Here is a 26,847-nt window from a genome sequence, read left to right on the forward strand (position 1 = left end):
TCCCCAGTTCACTGCATTATCTTTCAAACCATGCCGTTCCCTCTACGCCGGAGGGTTCTTCGCTGTTGTACCAAGTTCTTTACAGCTTCCATGGCCTTCGTCCAGTTTAGCGAGACTCGGCTCCCTCTTTTCCCCTTTGCAGGGCCTTTTTGACGACGCGGCAGGATTCACTTGATGTTGCGGCCTGGGTTGTTGCTCGCCCGGTCTCTGACCGGTACTTTTGTCGATGCGCTTTTACACACAGATTTCGCCATGCGCAAGCATCCTAGCTACAAGAGTGGCTTGGCCCCTCTCTTGGTTGGACTTGCACCAACTAGATAATGCGTGCCTCTGGGCACGCCTAAACAAAAAAGCCTCCGCCGCTAAATAGCGGGGAGACTCTGTTAACTGGATAGGACTTGTCCTACGCGCGGGAGATATATTTACCTTCGCGGGTGTCGATCAGGAGAACGTCCCCTTCATTAATGAACAATGGAACCTGTACAGTATGGCCAGTTTCCAGTGTAGCCGATTTGGTTGCGCCCTGAGCGGTGTTACCCTTAACACCCGGCTCAGTTTCAGTAACCTTCAGCTCAACGCTAGTAGGCAGGTTAATCCCGAGGATTTCGCCCTGGTAGCTGACAATGTTAACCGTCATGTTTTCTCTCAGGAAGTTAAGCTCCCATTCAAGCTGCTTCGCGCTCAGCTCGAACTGATCGTAAGTTTCGTTGTCCATGAATACATGGTCGGCACCGCTTGCATACAGGTACTGTACGCCGCGGTTTTCGATGATGGCACGGCCGATGGTTTCGCCGGCACGGAAGGTGCGCTCAACGGTGTTGCCGTTGCGCAGGTTCTTCAGCTTGGAGCGGACGAATGCCGCACCCTTACCCGGTTTAACGTGCTGGAAATCAAGCACGGTAAAGATATCGCCATCTACCTCTACGGTCAGGCCTGTTTTGAAGTCATTAACTGAAATCACTAAAAATCCCTCCTGGATCATTAATCAACTTGGTGAATGGGTGATGCAAAATTCTAAAGCGTCAGATATTCCTTCGACGAATGCGTCAAAAGTGTAATACCGCTTTCGGTAATTACAATATCGTCTTCAATCCGTACTCCGCCTAGCCCTGACAGATAAATCCCCGGTTCAACGGTAACGACCATCCCCGGCTCCAGAATCTCGTCAGCAAGCTTGGAGAGCCGCGGCCATTCATGGACCTCCATACCAAGGCCATGGCCTGTGCTGTGGCCGAAATACTCGCCGTAGCCGTAACGGGTAATGATATCGCGCGCAAGCGCATCCGCTTCCCGTCCGGTCATGCCGGGCTTGATATTCGCCAGCGTGTGCAGCTGTGCTTCAAGCGTGATGTCATAGATTTCCTTCAGCTTGGGATCCGGCTTGCCCAGTGCAATCGTACGGGTTACATCCGAGCAGTACCCGTCCAGCAGCGCACCGAAATCAAAGGTAACAAATTCATTGTTCCCGATGACCTTGCTGCTGGCTACACCATGCGGCATGGCCGAACGTTCACCAGAGGCTACAATAGTGTCAAACGATGAAGAGGTTGCACCGTGGGTGCGCATGTAGAATTCCATTTCCAGATCCACATCACGCTCGGTCATGCCGGGCTTGATCACATTCAGGATATGGCTGAACGTTGCATCGGCCAGATCGGCCGCGCGCTGCATAACAGCCAGCTCATCCTCATCCTTGAACATGCGCAGATTCTCAACCGCCTTGGACACGGGAACCAGCACTGCCGGCTGGAGCGCCTCGGCATAAGCCGTGTATGCGCTGAATGTAACATCATCCTGTTCAAAGCCCACACGGACACTTCCGCTCTGGGGCAGCAACTCCCGTACAGTATCAATGAATTTCGTCCCATGCTGTATAACCTTGAGGCCGGTTACCTGCTCCGCCGCCTGGGTCATATACCGGAAGTCAGTCAGCAGGTAGCTTTCATCGCCGGTAACCAGCACATAACCTGAAGAACCGGTGAATCCGCTCAGGTAACGGCGGTTATACCCGCTGGTAATTAACATAGCATCCAATCCCAGATCCTGCAGAACCTTACGCAGCTTGGAGACGCGCTTGTTGCCCATTTTCATTCTCCTCTCGAAATAGCCACATTGTATTTTAACATAGGGTTATGCCCTTGAGAAGTTTTTTCGGGCGTTCAGGCCAGCTTTGTCCGCTGTTCGCGTTTTCTTTCATCTGTATACTCGATGGCTGCCGTGTACCCGATGAATAATCCCCAGAGCAAAAAGATGCAAAATTCGCTGACCACAGAGTTCCAGGGGAGCCTGAACATCGGCTGCTGCAGGAAAAGCCAGGACCCGGCGAGGAAGATTACCGCCCACCAGATCACACCGTATACCATTCCCGGCCAGGGCCCTTTTAGCTTGCGGAGGAGGAATACGTAGATAAGCGAAGCGATTACCGAGAACAGAATAAAAAACAGATATCCGGTCAGCTGTCCTGCGGGCTTCATTAAAAAAGCATGCTGAAAGAAAGGCTCTGCCAAAAAGCCCGGAATCACCTTGGTAAAATGAAAAACGTAGATCAGCCAGCGTATCCCTCCCCAGATTATTCCGGCAAATATCCCCAGCTCGATTGCAAAAAATAAAGGGTTCGTATGCCCTGATGCCTGCTTGCCTGCCTTGTTCATTATGTTGCCCCGCTTTCAGATGTGAATTGGCTGTACTGCTTGCCTCTTCCTCCTAGTATGCTCAGGAAAAGCCAATCCAACTAGCAATGTAAGCATAAATTAGTTACAATGGTTTATATCAATCATATTATTATCAGGGAAGGTGAATTGGTTGTCCCAGGAAACTCCCAGTTACGGCGGCCAGGCCGTTATCGAAGGCGTCATGTTCGGCGGCAAGCATATCAACGTAACAGCCGTACGGCGGAAGAATCAGGAAATCACATTTTTGGAGGTGCCGAAGAGCGATAAGAGCTGGGTCATCAAGCTGCGCAAGATTCCGCTGCTTCGCGGCATTGTCAGTATTATAGATTCCAGCGCCAAAGGCTCCAAGCATTTGAATTATTCAGCAGAATCGTTTGCTGAAGATGAGACTGACCCGGAGGAAGCGGCCAAGCAGAAGGACAAAGCCAAGGACAAGAAGAAAGAAGAAGGCTGGAGCCTCGGCATGATTTTTGGTGTCGCGGTGATGGGTATCCTGTCATTCCTGTTCGGCAAGCTGATCTTCACCCTGGTTCCGGTCTTTGTAGAGACGTATCTGTTCGGGGATGCATTTGATAACTACATTCTGCACAACCTTGTGGAAGGCGTCATTAAGCTGATTCTGCTGCTGATCTACCTGACCGCTATTTCACAGACTCCGGTAATCAAACGGCTGTTCCAGTATCACGGGGCCGAGCACAAGGTTATCAGCGCCTTTGAAGCCGGAGAAGAACTAACTGTCGAGAACGTACAGAAATACAGCCGCCTGCATTACCGCTGCGGCAGCAGCTTCATGATGCTGACCATTATTCTCGGTGTTGTGATCTACTCCGTTGTTCCTTGGAGCAGTCTGACTGAACGCGTTCTGCAGCGTATCATTCTGCTGCCGGTTGTCATCGGAGTATCGTTTGAGGTTCTGAAAGGAACGAACGCGGTACGCGACGTTCCATGGCTGAAGTATTTAGGTTACCCGGGCCTGTGGCTCCAGCTGCTTACCACCAAGGAACCTAAAGATGATATGGTTGAGGTGTCCATCGCCTCCTTTAACCGGATGCGCGAGCTGGACGCCATGATTGAAGCCAAAGGCTATATCGATGAAAGTGTGTCAGGCGGCGTATTGGATCCTGCGAAAGGATGATTGCCCTATGATCAGGCATGCTTTACTTTTTTGGATCAGTGTTATTCTTGGCGTTTATGGACTGGTTTACGGGGTAATGAATTTCGGATTCTGGTGGCTGTTCCTGCAGCTGCTTCCGACCTTCATCCTGGTAGGACTGCTGGTGTTCGCTTACAGGCTGGCTATGAAAGGCCCGTCCTACGGCTCAGGCTCCGGCCGCTCCAGACCGAAGGTTAAACCATCCCAGAAGACAATGGCCAAGGTTGCCGGAGTCCGCAAGGGCCAGACAGCTCCCGGCAAACGTAAAACGTATCCATTTCAGGTTATTGAAGGCAGCAAAGGCAAAAACGACGATCAGCTGCCCAAATATCATTAGAATAACAGCAAAGACCTCCCGGTGCTGCGCAAGCAGTCATGCGGGAGGTTTTTTTGTGTGTAAAAATAATCCGCTCTAAATCCTGTGCTTGCGAGGCCGCCAGTTCCGGAAAAATTCCTCGCCTGCCTTTATTCCTGCCGCATACAGCTCATCGCTCTCCTGTGCGGAAAGATGAAATTGTGTCGTAGAGATGCCCAGGGTCGGTATCTTGACTGTACGCACGAACTTCTCCGTTTCTATATAGCGCTCATCATGTGCGGACAGCATCGTGCCTACCATTGCCTGCAGCATGGTGAACGGCCCCGTAATCCGGTGCGGCTGCGGCTCCGTCTTTCCGATCAGCTGGTAGCCGACCGTCGGTGTCCGGTGTTCAGGGCTCTTGAAGCCGTCCTTCTTTTCATCAAACAGCCACAGAGGAAAATTACTCAGCACCCCTCCGTCCACGACATAGACAAACTGCTCAATAAACGTCTTCCCCTGTGCCGCCTGCCCGTTTAACCTTAGCATGACCGGATCGAAGAAATAGGGAATGCTGCAGCTCATCCGCACCGCCTTGGCAACCTCGAACCTGTCCGGTGATATCCCGTACTCGGGAAGATCGTCCGGCAGCACAATAATCCGGCCGTTGGTAATATCCGATGCGATGACCGACAGCTTGCCCCGGGGCAGATCGCTGAAGGTGACGATGCCTTTATCCATGAGGATGCCGCGCACCCAGCTCTCCAGGGCTTCTCCGGAATACAGCCCCTTCTTGATCATGACACGCAGCGCCGGACCAATCAGTGCCGTGTTGTAGAGCATTCCCCGCTTGAGAAAGGAGGTAAACGGTGTCTGCTTGATGATCCGGCTCATATCCTCCCCGTCGTAGCCTGCTGCCAGAAAAGCAGCGATAATCGAACCGGAGGAAGTTCCCGCCACTCTTTTAAAAACACCGCCTGCCCGCTCTGTCGCTTCAACCGCTCCGGCCAGCGCCACGCCTTTTACCCCGCCGCCTTCAAAGACTGCATTGATCTCCATACACGGCAAACCCCCGTTCCATAGATCTACTGCTTATCTATGAGCACGGGGGAATATTCATGACTTCTATGATTTAAAATAAAAGGCCAGCAGGCTTGCAAGCCCGTACGGATTACGTACGGCAACATCGTTAGCGCGGAACATAATGCTTCCGGCAACTTCCTCGTATTTATCATTGTATTTCAGCTGGTTGATAATCTGTTCACCGCTCTGCCATTCGGCTTTCTGATTAAGATCTCCTACCTTGTAAGCCGCCTGGCCGATGTACAGCCTGACGTCGGTGCCTTTGACCTCATTCACCCACCAGTCCACAAGCTTGTCATAGCGGGCCGCCGAAAAGGACAGGCTCCAGTAAATCTGCGGGGCGATATAATCGATCCAGCCGTTCTTGATCCAGGTACGCGTATCCGCATACATATCGTCATAGGCCGTTACCCCTGCTGTAGTGTCCGATCCGGTACTGTCGGCCTTTTTGTTGCGCCAGACGCCGAACGGGCTGATTCCATAGGATACTGCCGGCTTGGCGGTATGAATCTCCTGGCCGAGCTGGCGGATGAATGCATTGATATTATTTCGCCGCCAGTCCGCCTTGCTGGCAATGCCTTCAGCGTTATATGCCTTGAAGGCTGCATCATCGGCAAAGGCCACACCCGAGGGATAGAAATAATCATCCAGATGCACACCGTCGATGTCATAGCCCCGGACGACCTCCATCACCGTATCAATAATATGCTGGCGCGCCTCGGGGATGCCGGGATTAATATACAGCTTGCTGTCCGCCTTGACGATCCAGTCCGGATAGACCTTGGATACATGATTACCGGCCAGGCCGGCAAGTGTAGCCGCAGAGGTGTCCGTCGTGGCCCGGAACGGGTTAAACCAGGCATGGATCTGCATGCCGCGCTGGTGTGCGGCACTCACCATGTATTCCAGCGGATCATAGTCCGGAACCTTACCCTGCGTGCCGGTCAGCACCTTGGACCAGGGAACCAGCTGTGAAGTGTACAGGCTGTCCCCTGAGGGACGCACCTGCACAAATACAGCGTTGAAGCCGGTCGTCTGCAGCTTGTCCAGCAAGGTGTCAAACTCCTGCTTCTGTTTCGCCGAATTGCCAGCTGACGACGTGGACGGCCAGTCCAGGTTGAACACGGTGGAGATCCAGGCTCCCTTCATCGCTTTCCCTGTATTACCGGGCAGTGTCGGTGCAGGGACGGAAGGCACAGAAGGGGTTGGTACTGTCGGAACCGACGGCGCTGACGGGCCCGTGATCTCTGCATTTGAATACAGTGCGATATGCTTGGCCGCCTGGTTCCATACCACCTGAAGGCCGAGCTGTTCACTTACAAAGCGCAGCGGTACCATTACCCGGCCCTGTCTGATCTGTACCGAGGTATCCAGACGCACAGAGGCTGCATTTACCAGTGCTGTCTGTTTGCCGCTGGTCAGCTTCAGCACGGTATCTCCTTTGCTGATCGTCGCCGTCTTGCTGCTCTGGCTCCATTCAACCGCTGCACCAAGCCCTTGGCTGACTACACCGACCGGGACCATCGTTACGCCTGAGGCCGTAATATACGGCGGTACGTCAGGATTCAGCGCCTCCCCGTCCAGTTCAATCGTGATCTGAACCGCAGCCGCGCGGAGACTTGCCGGCCATACCGGCAGAAGCAGCAGCAGCACCATTACTCCCAAAAACCATTTTCGGTAATTCATAATTCCTCCCTGTTATGCATGAAATAAACGCAAAAAAACAGCCTCTCGTCCTTATGTAAGGGAGACGGCCGTTTCTTGCAAAACGGAGAAATACAAGTAAAAGTATAACAGGCTGCTATACTTTCTCATACTTCGTTAAAGGACGTTATCCGTTTTGACGTAAAAAAACTGGAAAGGTTGCGGTATACCATACAGAAACAGACTTTTTATGAATCGCTGACCAGCTCATTGTGAATATCATATAAGGTCTTCACGCGTTCCTCATCACGGCGGAAATACTCCACCAGCGTTTCAATACGCGTAATCGAATCCCAGCTCAGATGATGCTCAATGCCTTCGACATCCTTATAAATATGCTCCTGCTGTACTCCGATCAGGCCGAGGAACTCCTCCAGCAGCTGATGCCGGTCAACCAGCCGTTTTCCTACTTTTTTACCTTTGCTCGTCAGGACAAGCCCACGATATTTCTCATAGATGAGATATTCGTCCTTATCCAGTTTTTGGATCATCTTGGTTACAGAGGAGGGGTGTACTTCCAAGCCCTCGGCAATATCCGAAACCCGCGCATAACCCTTCTCGTCGATGAGCTTGTAAATGCGCTCCAAATAATCCTCCATGCTGGGTGTTGGCATTCAAGTTTACCTCTTTTCTATAATGAGCGTGGCACTGGGGCCGAGCCTTGCTCTAACAATGATACATGTTTCTGCCGCTCCTTGGCAAGTCCCGCGGAAAAGCACCTGCTGCCATTAACGATGTTTACCATGATTTCAGAACAGCGCGAAATGGCACAATATCATTAAGCCTACACGGAAGGAGTGTGAGTTCATGACAATCGCAATACCAGAACGTCCCGCTGTCAAAAGAAAACCGAGGCCCACCGGATTATTTATTCCTGAGCTGGTTTTTTTTGAGCCGGACGCCTTGAACTATCCCAAAGGGGAGCAGATCATGCAGTGGGTCAAAGCCCAAAACATCCCCTACCGGATGACCACCTCACATAACCGGATTACCAATCTGCCCGGTGAAGGCGAGCTGGAGCAATACAAAATCGCCAAGCGTACGCTGGTGGTAGGCCTGCGCAAAACGCTCACTTTTGACCAGTCCAAGCCTTCCGCCGATTATGCCATTCCTATTGCCACAGGCTGTATGGGCCATTGCCATTATTGTTATCTTCAGACCACGCTGGGCGCGAAGCCCTATATACGGGTGTATGTAAATACATGGGATATCCTGGATGCCGCCAAAAAATACATCGATGAGCGCGCGCCGGAAATCACCACCTTTGAAGCTGCCTGTACCTCCGACCCGCTGGGGCTGGAGCATATCACAGGCTCGCTGGCCGAGCTGATTACGTACATGGCCAAGGAGCCGCTGGCCCGGCTGCGCTTTGTTACCAAGTATCAGCATGTCGACCCCCTGCTCGGGCTGGAGCATAACGGGCATACCCGGATCCGCTTCAGCATTAACGCCGACTATGTAATCAAAAATTTTGAGCCTGCCACCGCCCGTTTCGAGGAACGGATTGAAGCCGCCGGGAAGGTGGCCAGAGCCGGTTATCCGCTGGGCTTCATCATTGCGCCCATCATCTGGCATGGCGGCTGGGAGGAAGGCTATGGGGAACTGCTGGCCAAGCTGGCGAAAGCGATGCCTCCCGGTACAGGCAAAGGCCTGACCTTCGAAATGATCCAGCACCGGTTCACCAAAACAGCCAAAGCGGTCATCGAGAAGCGTTATCCCAAATCCAAGCTGGAGATGGATATCGAGAAGCGCAAGAAGAAATGGGGCCGCTGGGGGCAGAACAAATATGTCTATCCCGATGAACAGCAAACCGCCCTGCGCGAATTCATCACAGAGCGGATTTTTGAGCATTTCCCGGAAGCGGGCATTGATTATTTTACTTAAATACCGAACAATACTAAAAAATCAGCCAGTCCGGCGTGACTCCCTGCAGCCAGATTGTAATCCTGAACATCTGGTCGGTAAACAGCAGGAAGCCCATCAGGATCATCAGCGCCCCTCCGGCTTTCATCAGTGCATTTGAATACTTCAGAATGCGCCTTGCCCCGCCCAGGAAGAAGGCCAGCGCAAAGAACGGGAGCGCAAAACCGATGCTGTAGGCGGTAATCATGGTGAACCAGGTGCCCGGGTCGCTGGCAGACAGCGCGATGATCGCCGTAAGAATCGGCCCGATGCACGGGGACCAGCCTGCGGAGAAGCCGATGCCGAAAATAAAGGATCCGGCATACCCTGCCGGCCTCCACTTCAGATTCAGCTTGCGTTCACGCAGCAGGAACTGTGGCTGGAAGACGCCCAGCAGGAACAGCCCCATTACGATGATCAGAATTGCCGACAGCTGGCGGATCAGGTCCCGCTGGCCGTTAAAAAACTGCCCGAACAGCCCGGCACCAAAGCCGAGCGTATAGAAAACTGCCGAAAAACCCAAAATAAAAGCCAGCGTATGCGAGAGGGTCCGGAAACGGACCTCTTTGCTGTTGCTGCCGTTTTTAAGCTGCTGAACCGACAAACCTGTAATATACGACAGGTACGAGGGGTAGAGCGGCAGACAGCAGGGCGAAATAAAGGACGCCACACCGGCGGCAAAAGCGATTCCTGCATTCAGATTGGACAAAGCGGCAGCTCTCCTTCCGGATTAGGGGTCACTTCGCTATTAATGAACTAGGCAGGCAGCCCTTTTTTGCCGATCAAAGTCAGGGCAAGCAGGGCAATAAGCAGCAGAACAATCGTTGCTCCCGGAGCAAGGTTCCAGACACCGGCTATAACGAGGCCGCCGACAACGGCGATTTCCGCAATAATTACAGACAGGACAACCGAAGACTTAAAGCTGCGCGACAGCAGCAGACTAATGGCCACCGGGATGGTCAGCAGCGCCGATACGAGCAGTGAACCGACAATTTTGATCGCTGTACTGATTACAAGCGCCGTAAGAACGGTAATGAGCATATTGAGCAGCTTGACAGGCAGCCCGCTGACGCTCGCCGCATCCTCTTCAAAGCTGAGCAGGAAAAACTCTTTGAAGAACAGTGCTACTACCACCACAACCGCAATAGTTACAATTCCGACGACGATCAGATCCGTATTGTCGAGTGTATAAATACTTCCGAACAAATAGCTCATTACATCCGCATTATACCCTTTGCCCAGCGTAAAGAACAGGGACGCCAGCGCCACCCCGCCCGACATAATGATCGCGATGGAGAGCTCGGCATAGCTCTTATAGGCTTTACGCAGCTTCTCGATCGCAAACGAAGCCAACACCGCAAAGATCAGCCCTGCTCCAAGCGGATAAAATCCGGTCAGAAACCCGAGCGCCACCCCGGCAATCGTAACATGCGCCAGCGTATCCCCGATCATCGACAACCGCCGTAACACAAGAAAAACGCCGATCAGCGGCGCCGTAATCCCAATCATCAGCCCGCCCGCAAGCGCCCGCTGAAAAAAGTCACTGAATAAAATTTCCAAGATGATATCTCCTCATTAATAATTAGAAACAAACCAATCCTTTTGCAAAAGCGTTTCGAACCCTCCCAAACCCTCCCTTCCAAGGGAGGGCCCCAAAGGGCTCTGCCCTCTGGACACCCGTTAAGTGCAACTGGTGTAGGCATGTCGGCTTGTGGCATCTAGTTGCGATTAGGAAGGATCGCTTACGTCCCTTACAGGGACACGCTTTACGGTTGGCGGTGTTTAGGGACAAGGTAAACATTTGGTTACTTTAAGGGATTATGAAAACGTAATATGTAGCATACCTTAGTGGACATTTGCATAATTAAGCTGGAATTTAAGTGTTCTCACAATAAGGTCGTCTGAAATGTTGTACGTTTGCTCAGATCTAACTGCGACCAAATAATTTGACCTACACCTGTATATCCGCATATACGAGCGACTGATTGATCTACTCCCCATGCCTCACATCAAGCAGGAATCAAACTTAAGTGTACTTTGTGCAACTAAACCGGACAAAAAAGAGGCACATGAAAGAATAAGTGTACTTTGTACAACTTTTCTCGGAAAATAGGGCGATTTTGGCCGTTTTCGGCAAAAATAAGTGTACAGAGTGCAGTTAAAACCTACAATTGAGCGAACTAGCAGGTTTTAGTTGCACAAACTACTGTTATTTCGGCGCAGCCATTTAAACAATCACATATAGCTGGCACAGATCATAGTTACTTAATCGTCCAGCTTGCTTACCATGTGCGAAATACGGTTACTCTCCGGGCTTCAGCACGCTTACACCGCATAGAACACATTTATTTTACTATTTTAGCCTACTTATAGCGTGTTTAACACTGTTACTTTACTAGTTTTTCCCGTCTGACATGCCTATGTGGGCGGACTAGCGGAGCAATATGCTGTGGGATGCAGAAGTATATTTCGTAATCCGCATCCCTTCACACAGCTATCTTTTACTGCGCTGGACAACAGTTCTCTTTTAAGCCAGTGTATGCTGAAGGTCCTCTGCCGCACAATTCTGGGCGTCATGGGAGTGGCGGCAGTAAAAGTTGATTTTACCGTTGCTTTGTACCGGCTCATTGCCCAGGTAGCTCTTGATCATGTCGATGTCATGCGACACCATCAGAAAGGTCATGTGGTGATGGGCATGCATATGGAAAATAAGCTCAAAAAATCCCGCCTGCGTCTCCGCGTCAATTCCGACCGTAGGTTCGTCCAGAATCAGCAGATCCGGATGGTTAATCAGCGCCCGTGCCAGGAAGACGCGCTGCTGCTGGCCGCCCGAGAGCTGGCCGACTCTTTTGTCCGCGATATCCTGAATCCGCATTACTTCCAGCGCGTCGTCGCATTGCCGGTGCTGCGCTTTGGATACGCGGCGGATCAGATTTTTGTTGTTGTACAGCCCGGACAGCACGACTTCGCGTACCGTGGCAGGGAACAGCGGGTTAAAGGCGTTCTTTTGCGGGACATAGCCGATCCGTTCCCAGTCCTTGAATTTGCGCACTGACTGGCCAAACAGCCTGATATCTCCGCTGGTTGGCGGCAGCAGGCCCACGATCATTTTCATCAGAGTGGTTTTGCCCGCGCCGTTGGAACCGATAATGCCAAGGAAATCCCGCTCCTTCACGGTGTAACTCAGACCGGAAATGACCTTCTGCTCTCCGTAGGAGAAGGACAAATCCTCTATTTCGATCATATGCTGATGGCAGTCCAGGGATACCGGTTGCATGATGTGTACCGCCTTTCACTTAACTTTCATATAAAGCTTTCTTTTTTATTGTAAGGCCTTAATCAGATTTTGCAAATTTTTCTCCATCAAAGTGAAATAATTATCGCCGTTCTTCTCCTGCGCTTCGGTAAGACCTTCCACCGGATTAAGCACCATGGTCTCTACTCCGGCTTCAGCCGCAAGTGTTTTGGCCAGCTTATCGGAGACCAGCTCTTCGAAGAAAATATATTTGATTCCTTCTTCCTTAACCAGTGCCGCCAGATTAACCAGATCCTGGCCGCGCGGCTCTGCATCAGGAGACAAGCCCATAATCGCATGCTGGCTCAGACCGTAATCACGGGCCAGATAGGCGAATGCCTGATGGGATACGACAATTTCTTTATTCGGAAGCTTCGCAAGCTCCGTTTCGAATTTACTGTCCAGCGCCTGCAGACGCTCAGCCAGCTTGCTGTAACGTTCTTCATAGCCTGCCTGGTGTTCAGGATCCGCCGCAACCAGACTCTCCTTAATGTTCTCAGCCATAATCAGCGCCGATTTCGGGCTTACCCAGGTATGCGGGTCAGTATGCAGACTGTCACCCGCTGCTTCATCTGCATGCTCCTCGTCAGCGTGTGCTTCATCTGCATGTTCCTCGTCAGCGTGTGCTTCATCTGCATGTTCACCGTCAGCATGTTCACCGTCAGCATGTTCTTCGCCTGCATGCTCATCTTCGGCGTGGGCTTCTCCGCCATGATTATGCCCGTCATCTTCGTCAGTCATAATATAATCCACACCTTCGCTCACTGCAACGGCCTTCACTTCACTGCCGCTATCGAGGCTCTTCAGGAAATTCGGCACCCAGCCTTCAAGACCGGCACCATTGTACAGGAACAGCTGTGCTTTGGAGGTGTTGATAATATCCTGGCTGCGAGGAGTCCAGTCATGCGGCTCTACCCCGACAGGCAGCAGGTTGATCACATTGATATCATCCCCGCCGATTTCACTCGTAAACTCATATATAGGATAGAAAGTAGTAATCACATTCACTTTTCCTTCGACAATACTTCCGCTGCTCTTGGCTCCGCATGCTGTAAGTACCAGCAATGCAAGCAGCGCAGGCATAAGCAGCATTTTCCGGTTCAATCCTTTGAAAGACATATTCTCTATCGACCCCTTAAATCGTAAATTTTACTATGAGAATTATAATAGTAATCGTTACGATAAGTCAACACTGAACTCGCACTGCCACCTATGAATCTGCCGAAAGCTGCTCCTGCGTACTACTAAGCAATGTGTTCATTCCCACAAATCGCCTACCAACCAGCTGCAATCCCAGCATTCTAACTTCCGGTAAAATCCCTCACATCAGCCTAACGGACTCCAATTTATAGCACCATCTCTACTCGTCAAAATAAAAGAACGCCTGCAGCCGGCGGGTGTCACCCTGTCTGATCAACAGAGCCCTCCCGGTTTCCGGCATACGGCGTTCTTCTATACGTACTGTTAACTCCGGCTTACGCCGATATTAACAGCCATGTTATGCAACTGTCTGTAACTGAGACCTGCCTACTTCACAATCGCTCCATTAGGCATGCTGTCCGGCACAGTGGCGATGGTCAGCTGGTCGCCTTTGGAGGCTGCCAGAATCATGCCCTGGGACAGCTCGCCGCGCAGCTTGACCGGCTTCAGGTTAACGATGCAGATCACCTTGCGCCCCACCAGCTCCTCGGGTGTGTAGAACTTCGCGATGCCCGATACCACCTGGCGCTGCTCATAGCCCAGATCCAGCTGCAGCTTCAGCAGCTTGTCGGCCTTTTTCACCGGCTCAGCCGCAATTACCTGGGCTACGCGCAGCTCGGCCTTAGCGAAATCGTCGATGCCGATTTCTTCCTTGTGCTCTTCCTCCGGCTCTACAGCCGCCGGAGCGGCTCCCGCAGCTGCGGCCGGCGCCGCCTCAGGCTCGGCTGCCGCCGGCTTGCCTGCGCCCATCGCTTCAGCGATGTAGGCCACTTCCACCGCCACGTCAAGCCGCGGGAAGATCGGGTCGCCCTTGGCGAGGTTTGTGCCGGCCGGGATCAGGCCGAAGGTCCGGCCGCTGTCCCAGGTGGTCAGCTCGCCCGGCTGTATGCCCAGCTGCTCCCAGATCTTGGCCGGAGCGCCGGTCAGGAACGGCTGCAGCAGGATCGAAGCGGTGCGCAATCCTTCCACGAGATGTCTCATAACGGAGGCAAGCTCGCCGTTTCTGCTCTCATCCTTGGCCAGCACCCATGGCTGGGTTTCGTCGATGTATTTATTCGTGCGGCTGATCAGCGCGCCGATGGCGGTAAGCGCAACGGAGAACTCCATCTTTTCCATCGCTTCTTCTACCTTTGAATAGGTACTTTCTACAGCAGCTTCCAGCTCACCGTCAAAGGCCGTAACCTTGCCAGCGTATGCCGGCAGCTCTCCGCCGAAGTATTTCTCCACCATCGCCCCGGTACGGTTCAGCAGGTTGCCGAGGTCATTCGCCAGGTCGTAGTTGATCCGGTCAACGAAGCTTTCCGGAGTAAACGTACCATCCGAGCCGAACGGAACCTCACGCAGCAGGTAGTAGCGCAGCGCATCCAGACCGTAACGGTCGATCAGGGTTACCGGATCTACTACGTTGCCCTTCGATTTCGACATTTTGCCGTCCTTCATCAGCAGCCAGCCGTGCGCAAACACCTTCTTAGGCAGCGGCTCGCCCAGCGCCATCAGGATAATCGGCCAGTAGATCGTATGGAACCGGACGATTTCCTTGCCGACAATGTGTACATCCGCCGGCCAGAACTTGTCGTACAGGCTGCGGTCGGCAGAGCCGTAACCGAGAGCCGTAATATAGTTGGTGAGCGCATCGATCCATACATAAACTACGTGCTTGGCATCGCCTTTTACCTTAACGCCCCAGTCAAAGGTTGTACGGGAAACAGCAAGGTCCTCCAGACCCGGCTTGATGAAGTTGTTGATCATTTCGTTTTTGCGTGATTCCGGCAGAATGAACTCCGGATTCTCTTCGTAGAACTTAAGCAGGCGGTCCGCATATTTGCTCATCCGGAAGAAGTAGCTTTCTTCTTTTACCAGCTCCACCGGGTGTCCGCTGTCCGGGCTTTTGCCGCCGGTGATGTTACCGTCTGCGTCACGTTCAATGTCCACGAGCTGTGTTTCTGTATAGAAGGTTTCGTCAGAGATACAGTACCAGCCTTCATATTCGCCTTTGTAGATGTCTCCCTGCTGCAGCAGCCGGTCAAAAATATCGGCAACCACTGTTTTATGGCGTTCCTCGGTAGTGCGGATGAAGTCATCATTGGAGATGTCCAGCTTGCGCCACAGCTCCTTGATTCCGACAACAATTCCGTCAACGAATTCCTGAGGCGTTTTGCCGGCCTTGGCAGCCTTTTCCTCAATCTTCTGCCCATGCTCATCCGTACCGGTCAGATAGCGTACTTCATAGCCGCGCAGCCGCTTGTAACGGGCCATTGCATCGCCGGCTACTGTCGAATAGGCGTGTCCGATATGCAGCTTGTCGCTCGGATAGTAGATTGGGGTTGTCAGATAAAATGTTTTGTTCTCACTCATTGATCCTGTTCATCCTTTCGTATTGGCACATCTCATGATCATGCAGCTTAGGTCCACACAAAAAACTCCCGCCCCAATATGGGGCGAGAGTATACTCACGCGATACCACCCAAAGTTCCCCGGCTCCTCACAGAGCGCAGGCTTCGCCAGTCCTTCATTCAAGAACTGTCCATTAACGCTGGATCACGCTGTGTCCTTACGGCAGGCCGCTTATTTCATCAGCCGCTGCTCGGGCACAGTTCCTCCCGGACCATCTTCAATCTGTGCACCATACCGGTTCCCAGCGATCCCGGCTCTCTGTAATGGCCAACCTGATTTACTCATCCGTTCCTCGGAATGCATATTATTCTCCAAAATATACCCAAAAATCTGCCGTCCTGTCAAGTCGGCCGGACAGCCCCTTTATCCGGCGGCTGGTCCTCCCGCGGCGGGACAGGATCAAGCCCTCCCGGATGGAAGGGGTGGCATCTGGCGATCCGCCTGGCGGCCAGCCAGGAGCCCTTCACCGGGCCGTGCACTTCTATCGCCTCCAGCGCGTACGCCGAGCAGGTCGGATAGAACCGGCAGGTCGCAGGCTTCAGCGGCGAGATGAACTTGCGGTAAACCCTGATCGGCGCCTGGACTGTTCTGCGCAGGTCCGGCATATCAGCGGCCTTCTTTGCCGTGGGCCGCAAGTGCAGATTCTGCTTCCTTGCCGCTCTCACAGTCTTTGCAGTAACCGAACACCTCAAATTTATGCTTGACTACCCGGAACTGGTCCGGAGTATCCGTTAGATTCATCGGGCAGAAATGAATCGGGTAAGTCTTCATGCATTGAAGGCAGATCATATGATGATGATGGTGGTCCTGGTTGCAGCTGGCCTTGAATTTAACGCCGTCTTCAAACACCACCTGCTCAAGCACACCCAGCTCCTCCATGACCCGCAGATTGCGGTATACCGTATCGAAGCTGAGCCCGCTGTACTTGCGGCCCATATAATCATAGACATCCTTCGCCGACAAATATCCCGTATTCTCGCCGAATAACTTGGCAAGCGTCTTGCGCTGATCGGTGATTCGCAGCCCCTGCCCCGACATGGCTTCCAGTATTTGTTCTGTCGACAGCATTCGCTCATCTCCCATAACATAATTCATTTGCTGTTGCACTCTCTTTATAATGCCCCAAAACCATTGCTCCGTCAATCAAGCAGGACAGCCGGACCGCTTTTCCTCCCGGAGTTTTGCCGGAATCTGATACATCTACTGCAGGCGGATACAGCAAAACCGGCTAAAGCGCCTGTTAACAGGGCTTTAGCCGGTTTTGTCACAATACATTTCCTATTGCTTCAGCGCAGGCAGCGGTGTAAACACAAAGTTCACCGGCAGATTGCTTCCTGAAGCCACCGAGAACACAATTTCTACTGAGCTTTCCTGATTACCCGAACGGTATACGACAGCATTCATATCGTTGCTGGACAGGCTGCCTTTGTTCGGCAGGTTGACGATGGTATTATTCACCATAAGCGAGCCAAGATAGTTGCCTCCGCGCGGATTAAATGTAATCAGCGTATTGGGAGCAACGTGTTCAAACCGTATTTTGTACAGCACACCGAAGTTCCCGGCATTCGAAGCCTCCGTTCCGGTCATCGGATCGATGCCGATCAGGTTCAGGTCATTTCTGTTATCACCCAGAATCAGCTTCGACTGTGTCGTTCCGACTACATCGCTCACGGTGATGATCCGGGTCGAGTCCGGATAGGTTCCGCGGTTATGCACACCGTCACGATCCAGAATTGGCAGAATAGGCAGCTGGGCAATCGGATCCTTGCTCTCTTCAACCATCACTACATCGTACTGAACGGTGAGATCACTGAACAGATCGGCGCTAAGCGACAGTACCTCGCCCGGCTTCATCGCTATTTTGTTAATATCGGTCAGAATAGCTCTGCTCTCACCCGGCTGTAATATTGTGGTGCTGTATTTTTCATTAGTAAGCATGGAGTTGTAGTACTTCTGGATCGAAATTTTACCTGTATATTCCGGTGAAGTGACCGGACCGGCAATCCCGGAATACTGCGTTGTAATGGTCGTCGGATACAGGTTGTTGTTGGTTGCAATCACGTACAGCTTCTGTCTGGTAGACATGTTGTTCAAGTGATGAACAAGGAAGCGTGTATTGCCGACCGAAGTTTCGCGGTACAGCACACCCTCCTGATTTACTGTTTCCGGACTGTTACTGCGGATGAGCTTGTAATTTTCTGAAGACAGATTATAAGTCAGGTTAGGCAGGCCGGGAATCATCCCGCCGTCCATGGAGATTACGTCTCCAGGCACCGTGAACAGTTTCGCCACCTCATCCTGGGTGTACAGCTGCTCGCTGGTAATATTAATGGTCTTTTCAAAGGTGCTGCTTAATCCGTGCTTATCGGTTACTTTCAGCTGGATCGACACCGGACCCGGGTTAAAGAATGCGAGTGCGCGGTTCGTCCATTCAGCTGTAAGCTCTTCGTACTCCGGATCATAGCTGAGATCGGTCAGGGTGATGGGTTCACCCATTTTGTATTCTTCTTTGTTGGTAGTGAAATTGGCGACAGGCGGCTGGTTCGGCTGCAGCACCTTAATCGTTACAGAATAAGGGTCACTCCACTGCCCGTTCGCATCACGAACGGAATAAGTAACCGTATAGTAGCCCGGCTGGTCGTAGATATCCTGTTTGTTGTCACTCCAGCGCTCCTCTACAATCGGCGTACCGTTCGGTGAAGAGCTGGAAGTGGTGTAGTTAATATAAGTCTGGCCTGCAAAAATTTCCGTTGACTGCACACTGAATATTGCTGTCGGCTTGGTGTTCAGCGTCAAAATAACCCGCTTGCCAATGTTATCCACTGTATAAGGAAGATTGAGTGCGGCGGTAATCGAGGTCAGCGGAACCATGAAAGTGCCTTTGAACTGGTAAGCAGGCCCTTTCATTGTCACTTTAGTGCCGTTTACAGTATAGATTTTGCTGTCTGTCTTGAAGCGCATTACACTGCTGCCTTTAGTAACAACAACTTCCTTTGTTTTAGCTTCATAGGTGTAGCTTACGCCTACCATTTCGACCATCGCGCGGATGGAAACGTAGGACACCCCGTTCTTGACAGCCATCGGCTGGTTAGCCAGATAAGATATTCCGTTTTTGTACATTTGTCTGCTGTTCATATGCAGGATAAGCTGGTTAGCAGAGGTTCCATATACAGCGTTTACCGTATTCTGCGGCTGAACGACCGTTCCGTCTGTAGCAGCAGGAGCCGCGGTTTCCGCCGGAACCGGTGTAGCAGTGGCCGATGGATCTGCAGAGGCTGCAGGCTCAGCGGTAACACCCGGATTCGGAGTGGCTGTCGGTGTGACCGTTCCGGCAGGAACCTCACTTGGCAGCGGATCTGTAGCCTCCGGCTGTACAACAGCCTCACTAGGCTGAACAGCCTGCGCTGTACTTACTACAGTGCCGGTTACTCCGGCTGTACTTACCGGTACGGCATATGCCGGAACCGCAGCTGCGGCCTGTGTTACAGCTAATGCAGCGACTAACGTTAATTTTTTGAAATTCATGGTATGACTCCTTCAGCTCCCATTTTTAGTCTATAAGGCAGGTTGTTCTCTGTCTGCTGCTTATAATCCCGTAAAACAAAACGCTTTAACAGCTGCCGTGAAGCTGCTTTTTTGCCACGCTCTTTTTACAAAACATAGTATTAGACGCTGCGGACCTGAAAAAGTTTCATTTAATGTTAAGAAAAAAACAAAGACGACTCCCCCTTCACCCCCCAGGTTAATCGTCCACGCATCGTGCTTTGGATTAGATTTTATATTGGTTACCCTTTATTACGTCTGCTATTCCGGAAATTTCAGCCGTTAATGTTCTTCAGGACTTCGGCTGCGGTCACGGTATTCTTTCGGGGTCATCCCCGTCTGCTTCTGGAATACCTTGGTAAAATAACGCCGCTCCTGGTATCCCACACCCGCGCTGATCGCCGTTATGCTTTTGTCGGTGCCGGCAAGCATAACCTTGGCTGCTTCAATCCGCTGCTGGGTTACATATTCCACGAAGGTCATCGCGAACCGGTTCTTGAACAGAAGACAGAAGTAACTGCTGCTGATGCCGATCCTGCCTGCCACTTCTTCAATTCCGAGATCATAGTGGAGCCGCTCTGAAATGTATTTTGCCGCCTGATTCATCAGCTGCTCGGGTGTTTTCCGGGACGTGTCCTCTTCAGCAGGCAGCTCCTGAAATAACGGGATGCTGTTGTACAGCCTATCCTTGTACTGTCTGCTGCGGATTTGCGCACCGATATTGCGCACCTTGTTGCCAAGCTCCTCGTAATGAATCGGCTTGCAGATGTACTCCTTGACTCCGAGTCTGATGGCTTCCCGGGCATAATCAAACTCCTGATACCCGCTTAGCAGCAGTACCTCGCTCTCCAGGCCCATCTCCCGCAGCTTGCCGACGAAGGTAAGTCCATCCATAACCGGCATGCGGATGTCACAGAGCACCAGGTCAGGTGCCTCCTCCTCGGCAATTCTGAGCGCCTCCATTCCGCTGCGCGCCATACCGGCAACCTCCATTCCCATCTCCTGCCACGGCAGCACTATGTTGAGATTGTTCAGAATAGGGGCTTCATCGTCAACCAGCAGAACCTTTAGCATAATGATCCTCCCCCTGCTCATATTTGGGAATGACGCATTGAATGACCGTACCGGCTCCGGGACTGGCACAGATAAAGATGCCGTACCGGTTGCCGTACTCAATACGGATACGGTCAGCCACGCTGCGGACGCCCAGCCCCCGCCGTTCCTGGTGGCGCATGCCATCTCCTGTCCGGTATAATGCATCCGCCTCAGCCGGATCATGAACCATGTACTGGAACATGGACAGCTGGGCCGGTGTCATACCGATTCCGTTATCCTCGATCCGCAGAATCAGATCTCCGCGTTCCTCCCAGCCTGTCACCTTCACCAGACCGTGGTATCCGATCCCCTCGAACCCGTGCTGAATGCTGTTCTCGACCAGCGGCTGCAGCGTCAGCTTCAGAATGCCGCAGCCCAGCAGCTCATCCGGGATATCGATCTCATAATCAAACACATCCTCGAAGCGGAACTTCTGGATATCCAGATAGTTACGCAGATGGGTAACTTCCTCCTGCAGCGTAATTTCGTCCCGGTCCTGAATACTGATCCGCAGAATACCGGCCAGCCGGTAGACCATCTCACTGACCTTCCGCCCTTCATTCTGGACAGCAAGCACATTGATCGACTCCAGTGTATTGAACAGGAAATGCGGCTTGATCTGCGCCTGCAGCACCCGCATTTCCGCCTGGTTTTTGCGGCGCTGCTCGACCTGAATCCGGTTGAACAGCATATTGATTTTGTTCATCAGGTCGTTGATTCCTCTGGCCAGCAGGGTCATCTCGTCATTGCCTCTTTCCTCTACCCTTGTGGTCAGGTCGCCATCCTCTACCCGCCGCATGAAGCGGACGATGACGGCAATGCCGCCGGTAATCCGGTTCATAAAGAATAGGTTGAATATGACCGCTGCCAGCAGGCACAGGAAAATCACGGCAACGAACCAGCGGGCGAACACTGTAACTTCACGGGACAGGGAATCCCACGAGGTGACCGACACCAGGCTCCAGGGATAGTCCTTGAGATGATAGACGGACAGAATGCTTTTTTCGCCGGCAAACTCTGTTCTGAAGCTCTGAAAGCCCGGCTTATACGTAATTTTTTTAGCAGTAAAAGAGCTCAAATCCTGCCCGTCCAGACTGTGGTCCGGATCAAGCAGGATCATCCCGTTATCGTTCACCAGCATAAAAGAAACCTTCTGGCTGCTGTCGCCGATTTTCAAATTGCGGAAGATGGATTCGAACTCCCAGTTCTTGATCTGCACCACCAGAATACCGATATTCTGAAAGAAGCTAAGCTCCTTAATCAGACGGATCTGCGTAAATACCGGCTCGGTTCCGGTCAGCTCAGGATACTCATGCGGCGCCAGCCACTTGGGCACACCGTTAAGCTCCATTACTTCCTGGTACAGCTCACTTCCCTTGAATTTTTCGTACGGCAGCGTCCGGAAGTTCTCCTTGGTGAATACCGAGACAATTTCCGAGCTGCCTTTTCCGTTAAAATTGTACAAAAACGCATAGCTGATTGACGGATGATTGTAGAGCAGACTCCGGAAGTTGCGCTGGCTGGCGTTAAGGCTGAGCTGCTCGGCATCGGTCAGATCCTGCTTGGAGGGATCATCCGCACTGAGTGCCATGTGAAAGACCGAGGTGGCAATCCCGTTATCCGTTACATTGTTCATATCCTTGAACACATTGGAGATGCTGTAGCTGATCGCTTTTAGTGAATACTCAGACTGCTGGCTGTACTTCTTCTCAATCGAGTTATACGTGACGAAGAACATAATCATGCCAAGGGTAAAGAGAGGAATAATGATCAGGCCCAAAAATGCAGTAAATAATTTATAGCGCAAATTCATAAGCTGCGCTCCTGACTGTAATTAGGTTAGCCCTTTACGCTGCCTGCCGTTACACCTTCAATGATTTTCTCCTGCAAAATGGCATAAATGATAACTACCGGCAGCACGCTGTAGACGATACCGGCAGACATCTGCGCATAGTTCATCTGATACTGATCACGGAATTGGACCATTCCCACCGGAAGCGTGCGCAGCTCATCATTGGAAAGAAAATAGTTGGCCAGCAAAAACTCATTCCAATTTCCCAGGAAATTGACGATGAATACTGTAACCATGGCGGGAACCGTCAGAGGTACAATAATTTTAGCAAAGATACCCGGGGCCTTCAACCCATCCATTACCGCTGCTTCCTCAATTTCACTGGGAAGTGAACGCATGAAGGCAGCGAGAATAATGACCGTAAACGGGATCGCATTGGCAATATACGGAATAATGAGCGCCCAGTGCGTGTTCAGAATATGCAGCTTACGCACAATCGTATAAATCGGCAGCATCAGCGCGTTATTCGGAATCAGCATTCCTACCAGTACGAACGAGTACAGCAGTATATTCCAGCGGCCGTGGCGCATCCGGGTAACAGCGAAGGCGAACATACCCGCCAGAATAATCGACACCACCGAAGCAAAGACCGAGATATATAAGCTGTTAAAAAAGTACGTGCTGATCTTCGCATTGACCCAGGCTTCCACATAGTTATTGAATACGAACTCCTTCGGAATGCCGAAGGGGTTCAGCGCTATCGAGTTATTATCCTTTTTTACAGAGGAAAACAGTACAAACAGGAACGGGAACAACACAACCAGCAGGTAGCCGAGCAGCGCGGCATGGGGCAGACTTTTTTTGAGAGCACGCGGCATCAGTATTCAATCCTTTCACTACGCCGGTTAAACAGCAGCTGGTACACCACTGTCACGATAAGCGTAAATACGAAGATCAGGACCGCAATGGTATTGCCGTACCCGTACTTAAAGTTCGTAATTGCATATTTGATCATATAGGTGGCCATTACTTCGGTCGAACCGGCCGGGCCGCCTTTGGTCATAACAATGACGATATCGGCCGCTTTCATTGCTCCGGCAATGGAGAGCATAATCACAACTGAAATGATCGGCACAATCAGCGGCAGGGTGATGCGTGTAGCCCGCTGGAAGCCCGTAGCGCCGTCAATCGCAGCAGCCTCCTCCAGCTCTCCCGGAATTGCAAGAATCGCCGCCAGCACCATTACAATGTAGAATCCGGTCCATTGCCAGGCATTGGTGATCAGAATCGACAGCATGGCAAACCGTTCATCAGACAGCCAGTATACCGGTTCTATGCCAATCAGGCTTAGCAGCTTGTTAAACAGGCCGATGTTGGGCTCATAAATGAAGCCCCAGAGGATACCGATGACCGCCGTTGACATAATCGAAGGCATAAATACTGCCGTTTTATACAAACCCTTGAGTTTCTTGACGTTGGCAATCAGCAAGGAGAACAGAACAATCAGCGGAACCTGGATAAAGACGGAGAACAGAATGAACCAGCCGTTATTCTTCACCGATACCCAGAAGCGGTCATCGCCGAGTGCTTTTTCATAATTCGACAGGCCAGTCATTTTAACCGTGTCGGATACACCGTTCCAGCTGGTCAGGCTGTAATAGACGGAGCTGAATATGGGATAGATAAAGAAGATCAGGAACAAGGCAAGTGCAGGAAGAACGAACAGGATAAAGACGAGTGGATTTCTGAGCGCTTTATTCATAACTACCTCCGATGCTTGAAATCTGGGAAGGTCTGCCGGGTGCAAATAACCCCGCAAAGTCTGGGCTTAACGTGAAGATGACTCCGTTACTTTGCGGGGATACCAATCTTTAAAAAAATGTACCCTGGAGCAGCCACCAGGGTACATTTCAATGGTTGCCTATTCCACAGCCGCGTTCGCTTCTTCCTGAACCTTCTGCAGCTCTTCGCCCATCTTCTCAGGAGTGGTCTGGCCGCCAATCAGCTTTTGAATCTGGATGTTGCTGATCTCGGTGGTCACATCCGCTTGAACCAGCGAGTCAAATGCCGGGAAGGAGGATGCGGAGTTATTGAGCACCGCCACGATTTCTTTCATCAGGTCATCGGTAATGTTCGCATCCAGCACTGCCTGGTCCAGCTTCATCGCCGGCAGGACGCCATCCTCTACCAGACCGCGGAGCTGCATTTCTTCGTTATACATATTTTTAATGAAGGATTTCACAGCAGCCAGCTGGCGTTCATCTTCTCCCGCGGAAGCAGAGAAGCCGTAGCCGTTGTTCACATCACGCATCAGCGCTGTCTGGTCACCCACTCCGCCGTCAACCGCCGGAATGTTGAAGAAACCAACCTTGCCGATCAGGCCTTCACCGGACTGGCCGGCTTTGAATACGGAGGATTTCCAGGTACCGTCATACATCAGGATCGCTTCACCGCTGGTAAATTGAGTAGTATATTCAGCATATTCGAATCCGAGCTCACCTTTTTTGAAGTAGCCTTTATCGACCCACTCCTTGTATTTGGCAAAGCCCTTGACAACATTCGGGTCACTCCATTTTGCCTCACCGGTCGCGAATTTCGCCGTTACATCCGGTCCGGCATAGCGGGACCACAGATGGTTAGCCAGCATCAGTGGTACCCAGCCTGCTTTGGAGGCGCCGGCCAGCGGCACCTTGCCATCCGCTTTGATGTCAGCCAGCTGCTGTTCCAGCTCGGCGAAGGTGGCCGGAGCCTTCCAGCCCTTGCTTGCATAGTATTCTTTATTATAGAAGAAGCCCTCACCAGAGCCGCCAATCGGCAGTCCGTAGATTTTGCCTTCATAAGTAAACGGATCAAGATTGGAGAATTTGTCCTTGATGCCCAGCTCCTCCAGAATCGGGGTCAGATCCAGCAGCTTGCCTTCCTTTGCATAAATCTTGGAATCCGGGCTGCCGAACAGGTCAAAAATTTCCGGCGGGTTGCCGGCTGCCATTTCACCGCGCAGCTTCTCTTTACGGTTCACGTCTGAATCTACGCCGTCGAGCTTAAAGGTCAGGCCGGGCACTTCCTCCTGTACTTTGCCGACTACATCCTCCAGAATAGCCAGACGCTTTTGTTTGTCGGCACCAACCTGGGTGTGGCGGATTGTCATTTCAAAAGGTTCTGTATTCGCAGGTTCTTCTGTTGCCGGGGCGTTAGTTGCGGCTGTTCCGCCATTTGTCGCCGCGGCTTCCCCGTTGTTACCTGCATTATTGTTGTTTCCGCCACAGGCAGTCAACAGCGCAGAAGTGACAAACATCAGGGACAACAGCATCGTTATACTCTTTCTCATTACGGGTGACCCTCCCTATTTAATGACTTTCCTTACACCTCTTATTATAAAAAACGTCATTTGTAATCGTAAGGTTAACATTCATCTACAATAGGGATAAAAACCTCTAATGTAAGCGAATACATCACCTTTATGTTACATGTACAGTGAACTTATATCACACAAACACAATTTTACATGATTGAAAACATTTCTCCCGTTATGATACTTGTACATTGAGACTAGTCAGCCGGACAAAATATTTCCCGAGTCTGTTTGAATATAACATTCTTTCCTCAACAGTGGTTATTCCGGGTCTTGATGTGTACAGCTGGTCCTGGTCATTGCGCGGAAAACATGCAGAATGGTACTGCCACACATCCCGGCCGTATGACGCTCGTTGTTTTGCCGCGAAGAGCTGCCGTCACATCCATACGTTTCCTTTAGCGCCTTGGACACTTTAATTTCCAGCCTATTTATGCGGCCGGAGAGCTCCCCTGTCAGACTGTAGATATTCTCAATGCACGAGTTTTTACAGCGCAACATGAGCTTTGTTGCCTCTTCTGAAGAAGCCAAGCAAAAAAGCCGCTCCGCAGCTATCGCTAACAGGAACGGCTTCATATTTCTGTTTCCATTACTTTACCAGAGCGGTTTCTTTGCGCCCCTCTTCAATCAGCCGGTACGCACGCTGTACTTCCTCATCGCTTGGTGAAGGCACTCCTTCAAGCTCGTAAGGACGCCCCAGCTCTTGCCATTTATAAATCCCCATCTGATGATAAGGCAGGATTTCAAACTTTTCAACCCCGTTCAGGGTTCCGATAAAACGTCCAAGGTTAAGCAAATCTTCTTCTTTATTATGAATGCCGGGAACATATACGTGGCGGATCCACATTTTACGGTTATGATCAGACAGCCAGCGGGCCAGCTTGAGTGTACGGTCATTGGATTTGCCGGTCAGCTTAATATGAGCTTCATCGTCGATATGCTTCAGGTCCAGCAGGACAAGATCGGTAACATCCAGCAGATCGCTGATCTTGGAGCCGTCATTATAACCGTTGGAATCCAGGGTGGTATGCAGATTCCAGCGTTTCTTTACCTCTGTAAACAGCTGCTTCACGAAATGCGCCTGCAGTGTAGGCTCGCCGCCGGAAACGGTAAGCCCGCCGCCGGAAGTCTTATAATAATTCAAGTACGGCTCGATTTCCGCAAGTACTTCTTCGAGTGTCATTTCCTTGCCTTCGTTCAGCCCCCAGGTATCCGGGTTGTGGCAATATTGACATTTAAGCAGACAGCCCTGCATAAAAAGCACGAAGCGGATTCCGGGGCCATCCACCGTTCCAAATGTCTCTAAAGAGTGGATATGTCCTTTAACCATATGAGGTCATCCTTTCAATGAAAAAAACTTAAAATTT

The 26,847-nt window shown here is 51.5% G+C and carries 23 protein-coding genes; 3 read left to right on the top strand and 20 right to left on the bottom strand.

Going from position 1 to position 26,847, the window contains the following annotated elements; translation table 11 throughout:
• Positions 1-403: 403 nt before the first annotated feature.
• The 3 genes from efp to BLR64_RS04730 form a co-directional block, all read right to left on the bottom strand.
• Positions 404-961 carry an elongation factor P gene (efp, locus tag BLR64_RS04720; protein ID WP_068728590.1) on the bottom strand — a complete coding sequence of 186 codons (558 nt, stop codon included), beginning with the start codon at positions 959-961 and terminating at the stop codon, positions 404-406.
• Positions 962-1,014: 53 nt separating this feature from the next.
• On the bottom strand, positions 1,015-2,085 hold the full coding sequence (locus tag BLR64_RS04725) for a M24 family metallopeptidase (RefSeq protein ID WP_090712692.1): 1,071 nt from the start codon (positions 2,083-2,085) through the stop codon (positions 1,015-1,017).
• Positions 2,086-2,159: 74 nt separating this feature from the next.
• Positions 2,160-2,651 (bottom strand): YqhR family membrane protein, encoded by a 492-nt coding sequence (locus BLR64_RS04730; protein WP_090712694.1) that lies wholly within the window; start codon positions 2,649-2,651, stop codon positions 2,160-2,162.
• 202 nt (positions 2,652-2,853) lie between these two features.
• Here BLR64_RS04730 and BLR64_RS04735 point away from each other — a divergent pair, with 202 nt between their 5' ends.
• Together BLR64_RS04735 and BLR64_RS04740 are read left to right on the top strand one after the other, a co-directional pair.
• On the top strand, positions 2,854-3,807 hold the full coding sequence (locus BLR64_RS04735; protein WP_090713148.1) for a DUF1385 domain-containing protein: 954 nt from the start codon (positions 2,854-2,856) through the stop codon (positions 3,805-3,807).
• Between the two features lie 7 nt (positions 3,808-3,814).
• Entirely contained in the window at positions 3,815-4,162 is a 348-nt protein-coding gene (locus BLR64_RS04740; protein WP_090712696.1) for a hypothetical protein, read from the top strand.
• 75 nt (positions 4,163-4,237) lie between these two features.
• Here BLR64_RS04740 and BLR64_RS04745 read toward each other — a convergent pair whose 3' ends face one another.
• The 3 genes from BLR64_RS04745 to mntR form a co-directional block, all read right to left on the bottom strand.
• On the bottom strand, positions 4,238-5,179 hold the full coding sequence (locus BLR64_RS04745) for a patatin-like phospholipase family protein (RefSeq protein WP_090712698.1): 942 nt from the start codon (positions 5,177-5,179) through the stop codon (positions 4,238-4,240).
• A 66-nt stretch (positions 5,180-5,245) separates the two neighbouring features.
• Positions 5,246-6,889 carry a family 10 glycosylhydrolase gene (locus tag BLR64_RS04750; protein ID WP_090712700.1) on the bottom strand — a complete coding sequence of 548 codons (1,644 nt, stop codon included), beginning with the start codon at positions 6,887-6,889 and terminating at the stop codon, positions 5,246-5,248.
• A gap of 206 nt (positions 6,890-7,095) precedes the next feature.
• Positions 7,096-7,521, bottom strand: a complete 426-nt coding sequence (gene mntR / locus BLR64_RS04755) for a transcriptional regulator MntR (protein WP_039875255.1) — start codon at positions 7,519-7,521, stop codon at positions 7,096-7,098.
• Positions 7,522-7,714: 193 nt separating this feature from the next.
• Between mntR and splB the strand changes: the two genes are divergently transcribed.
• Complete coding sequence (gene splB, locus BLR64_RS04760; RefSeq protein WP_090712703.1) at positions 7,715-8,791, top strand: spore photoproduct lyase; 1,077 nt, start codon at positions 7,715-7,717, stop codon at positions 8,789-8,791.
• A 13-nt stretch (positions 8,792-8,804) separates the two neighbouring features.
• Here splB and BLR64_RS04765 read toward each other — a convergent pair whose 3' ends face one another.
• The 14 genes from BLR64_RS04765 to pflA form a co-directional block, all read right to left on the bottom strand.
• The gene (locus BLR64_RS04765) at positions 8,805-9,518 is read right to left on the bottom strand and encodes a cytochrome c biogenesis CcdA family protein (protein WP_090712705.1); all 714 of its coding nucleotides are present in this window, start codon (positions 9,516-9,518) and stop codon (positions 8,805-8,807) included.
• Positions 9,519-9,565: 47 nt separating this feature from the next.
• Positions 9,566-10,369, bottom strand: a complete 804-nt coding sequence (locus BLR64_RS04770) for a metal ABC transporter permease (RefSeq protein WP_167360600.1) — start codon at positions 10,367-10,369, stop codon at positions 9,566-9,568.
• 967 nt (positions 10,370-11,336) lie between these two features.
• A complete protein-coding gene (locus BLR64_RS04775; protein WP_090712709.1) occupies positions 11,337-12,086 on the bottom strand; it encodes a metal ABC transporter ATP-binding protein in 750 nt (249 codons plus the stop codon).
• A 45-nt stretch (positions 12,087-12,131) separates the two neighbouring features.
• On the bottom strand, positions 12,132-13,223 hold the full coding sequence (locus BLR64_RS04780) for a metal ABC transporter solute-binding protein, Zn/Mn family (protein ID WP_090712711.1): 1,092 nt from the start codon (positions 13,221-13,223) through the stop codon (positions 12,132-12,134).
• A 408-nt stretch (positions 13,224-13,631) separates the two neighbouring features.
• The gene (gene metG, locus BLR64_RS04785; protein WP_090712714.1) at positions 13,632-15,659 is read right to left on the bottom strand and encodes a methionine--tRNA ligase; all 2,028 of its coding nucleotides are present in this window, start codon (positions 15,657-15,659) and stop codon (positions 13,632-13,634) included.
• A 380-nt stretch (positions 15,660-16,039) separates the two neighbouring features.
• Positions 16,040-16,303, bottom strand: coding sequence for a membrane protein insertion efficiency factor YidD (yidD, locus tag BLR64_RS04790; protein ID WP_090712717.1), 264 nt, complete (start codon positions 16,301-16,303; stop codon positions 16,040-16,042).
• 1 nt (position 16,304) lies between these two features.
• Positions 16,305-16,766, bottom strand: a complete 462-nt coding sequence (locus tag BLR64_RS04795; RefSeq protein WP_068728577.1) for a Fur family transcriptional regulator — start codon at positions 16,764-16,766, stop codon at positions 16,305-16,307.
• 210 nt (positions 16,767-16,976) lie between these two features.
• Positions 16,977-19,223 (bottom strand): stalk domain-containing protein, encoded by a 2,247-nt coding sequence (locus BLR64_RS04800; protein WP_090712719.1) that lies wholly within the window; start codon positions 19,221-19,223, stop codon positions 16,977-16,979.
• 300 nt (positions 19,224-19,523) lie between these two features.
• Complete coding sequence (locus BLR64_RS04805) at positions 19,524-20,315, bottom strand: response regulator transcription factor (RefSeq protein WP_090712721.1); 792 nt, start codon at positions 20,313-20,315, stop codon at positions 19,524-19,526.
• On the bottom strand, positions 20,293-22,149 hold the full coding sequence (locus BLR64_RS04810) for a cache domain-containing sensor histidine kinase (protein ID WP_090712723.1): 1,857 nt from the start codon (positions 22,147-22,149) through the stop codon (positions 20,293-20,295). The genes BLR64_RS04805 and BLR64_RS04810 overlap by 23 nt, the downstream gene beginning before the upstream one ends.
• A 26-nt stretch (positions 22,150-22,175) precedes the next feature.
• Positions 22,176-23,006, bottom strand: coding sequence for a carbohydrate ABC transporter permease (locus tag BLR64_RS04815; RefSeq protein WP_090712725.1), 831 nt, complete (start codon positions 23,004-23,006; stop codon positions 22,176-22,178).
• Complete coding sequence (locus BLR64_RS04820) at positions 23,006-23,890, bottom strand: carbohydrate ABC transporter permease (RefSeq protein WP_090712727.1); 885 nt, start codon at positions 23,888-23,890, stop codon at positions 23,006-23,008. Before BLR64_RS04820 ends, BLR64_RS04815 begins: the two co-directional genes overlap by 1 nt.
• A gap of 159 nt (positions 23,891-24,049) precedes the next feature.
• Positions 24,050-25,456, bottom strand: coding sequence for an extracellular solute-binding protein (locus BLR64_RS04825; RefSeq protein WP_090712729.1), 1,407 nt, complete (start codon positions 25,454-25,456; stop codon positions 24,050-24,052).
• A 613-nt stretch (positions 25,457-26,069) separates the two neighbouring features.
• Positions 26,070-26,810 (bottom strand): pyruvate formate-lyase-activating protein, encoded by a 741-nt coding sequence (gene pflA, locus BLR64_RS04835; RefSeq protein ID WP_068728570.1) that lies wholly within the window; start codon positions 26,808-26,810, stop codon positions 26,070-26,072.
• Positions 26,811-26,847: the final 37 nt, after the last annotated feature.

Origin of the sequence: Paenibacillus typhae, assembly GCF_900099765.1 — a bacterium.
Lineage (GTDB): Bacteria > Bacillota > Bacilli > Paenibacillales > Paenibacillaceae > Paenibacillus_AQ > Paenibacillus_AQ typhae.

Excerpts from the sequence above, each read along its gene's own strand:
- BLR64_RS04725 (WP_090712692.1), bottom strand. The coding sequence starts at position 2,085 with ATGGGCAACAAGCGCGTCTCCAAGCTGCGTAAGGTTCTGCAGGATCTG.
- BLR64_RS04730 (WP_090712694.1), bottom strand. The coding sequence starts at position 2,651 with ATGAACAAGGCAGGCAAGCAGGCATCAGGGCATACGAACCCTTTATTT.
- BLR64_RS04735 (WP_090713148.1), top strand. The coding sequence starts at position 2,854 with ATGTTCGGCGGCAAGCATATCAACGTAACAGCCGTACGGCGGAAGAAT.
- BLR64_RS04740 (WP_090712696.1), top strand. The coding sequence starts at position 3,815 with ATGATCAGGCATGCTTTACTTTTTTGGATCAGTGTTATTCTTGGCGTT.
- BLR64_RS04745 (WP_090712698.1), bottom strand. The coding sequence starts at position 5,179 with ATGGAGATCAATGCAGTCTTTGAAGGCGGCGGGGTAAAAGGCGTGGCG.
- BLR64_RS04750 (WP_090712700.1), bottom strand. The coding sequence starts at position 6,889 with ATGAATTACCGAAAATGGTTTTTGGGAGTAATGGTGCTGCTGCTGCTT.
- mntR (WP_039875255.1), bottom strand. The coding sequence starts at position 7,521 with ATGCCAACACCCAGCATGGAGGATTATTTGGAGCGCATTTACAAGCTC.
- splB (WP_090712703.1), top strand. The coding sequence starts at position 7,715 with ATGACAATCGCAATACCAGAACGTCCCGCTGTCAAAAGAAAACCGAGG.
- BLR64_RS04775 (WP_090712709.1), bottom strand. The coding sequence starts at position 12,086 with ATGCAACCGGTATCCCTGGACTGCCATCAGCATATGATCGAAATAGAG.
- BLR64_RS04780 (WP_090712711.1), bottom strand. The coding sequence starts at position 13,223 with ATGTCTTTCAAAGGATTGAACCGGAAAATGCTGCTTATGCCTGCGCTG.
- metG (WP_090712714.1), bottom strand. The coding sequence starts at position 15,659 with ATGAGTGAGAACAAAACATTTTATCTGACAACCCCAATCTACTATCCG.
- yidD (WP_090712717.1), bottom strand. The coding sequence starts at position 16,303 with ATGCCGGACCTGCGCAGAACAGTCCAGGCGCCGATCAGGGTTTACCGC.
- BLR64_RS04795 (WP_068728577.1), bottom strand. The coding sequence starts at position 16,766 with ATGCTGTCGACAGAACAAATACTGGAAGCCATGTCGGGGCAGGGGCTG.
- BLR64_RS04800 (WP_090712719.1), bottom strand. The coding sequence starts at position 19,223 with ATGAATTTCAAAAAATTAACGTTAGTCGCTGCATTAGCTGTAACACAG.
- BLR64_RS04805 (WP_090712721.1), bottom strand. The coding sequence starts at position 20,315 with ATGCTAAAGGTTCTGCTGGTTGACGATGAAGCCCCTATTCTGAACAAT.
- BLR64_RS04810 (WP_090712723.1), bottom strand. The coding sequence starts at position 22,149 with ATGAATTTGCGCTATAAATTATTTACTGCATTTTTGGGCCTGATCATT.
- BLR64_RS04815 (WP_090712725.1), bottom strand. The coding sequence starts at position 23,006 with ATGCCGCGTGCTCTCAAAAAAAGTCTGCCCCATGCCGCGCTGCTCGGC.
- BLR64_RS04820 (WP_090712727.1), bottom strand. The coding sequence starts at position 23,890 with ATGAATAAAGCGCTCAGAAATCCACTCGTCTTTATCCTGTTCGTTCTT.
- BLR64_RS04825 (WP_090712729.1), bottom strand. The coding sequence starts at position 25,456 with ATGAGAAAGAGTATAACGATGCTGTTGTCCCTGATGTTTGTCACTTCT.
- pflA (WP_068728570.1), bottom strand. The coding sequence starts at position 26,810 with ATGGTTAAAGGACATATCCACTCTTTAGAGACATTTGGAACGGTGGAT.